Origin of the sequence: Acidovorax sp. ST3 (assembly GCF_003231145.1) — a bacterium.
Classification (GTDB): Bacteria; Pseudomonadota; Gammaproteobacteria; order Burkholderiales; family Burkholderiaceae_C; genus Acidovorax.
The window spans coordinates 1-746 of sequence record NZ_QKVP01000024.1; the positions used below are offsets into that span (position 1 = coordinate 1).

2 protein-coding genes are annotated in these 746 nt (G+C 69.7%); one reads left to right on the top strand and one right to left on the bottom strand.

Annotated elements, in window-relative coordinates:
- Positions 1 to 399, top strand: a 399-nt coding sequence (locus DNK89_RS23305) for a Na+/H+ antiporter NhaA (RefSeq protein ID WP_203422509.1), incomplete at its 5' end; no start/stop codon positions are given.
- Between the two features lie 75 nt (positions 400 to 474).
- Here the strand turns inward: DNK89_RS23305 and DNK89_RS24930 are convergent.
- Positions 475 to 606, bottom strand: a complete 132-nt coding sequence (locus DNK89_RS24930) for a hypothetical protein (protein WP_255575892.1) — start codon at positions 604 to 606, stop codon at positions 475 to 477.
- Positions 607 to 746 lie beyond the last annotated feature (140 nt).

The window sequence follows — 746 nt, forward strand, 5'->3', positions numbered from 1 at the left end:
GCCTTGCTGATCGTTCCCCTGTTCGGCTTCGCCAACGCCGGCGTGTCGTTCGCCGGCATGGGGCTGTCGAGCCTGGCGCAGCCCGTGCCGCTGGGCGTGGCGCTGGGCCTGTTCCTGGGCAAGCAACTGGGCGTGTTCGGCTTTGCGTGGCTCGCCATCCGCACCGGCGTGGCCAGCCTGCCGCGCCACGCCAGCTTCACGCAACTGTACGGCGTGGCCCTGCTGTGCGGCATCGGCTTCACCATGAGCCTGTTCATCGGCGCGCTGGCCTTCAGCGATCCAGCGGCGGTCGATGCCACCAAGATCGGCGTCCTGACCGGCTCGCTGGCCTCGGCGGTGGCGGGCTTCCTGCTCTTGCGCACTGGCGGCTCGTCGGTGCCAGCCGCCGCCAAGGCCTGACGCCAGGCACCACCGCAAGCGCCTGGCCCGGGCCGCCGCCGACGACGCTGCCTGACGCGGCCCGGCCCGGCCCGGCTAGCGGCCGGCGTCCTTCGGATTGGACAGCGGGAACGACGCGTCGCTCAGGCAGGACTTGAGCCAGCCATACTCATCGTCGTCGTGCACTTCGCCGTCCACCTTGGGCAGCGGCTTGGAGGAGTAGTCCACCTTGTGCACCTCGGGGCCGGTGTTTCAGTGCGCGTCATCGGCAATGCTGCCCGGGCAGTTGGCGTCGTTGCCATTGAACGAGCAGGACGCCACCGGCACCGGTTTGTTGTCGACCACCTTGGCCACGTAGCGTTGCACGT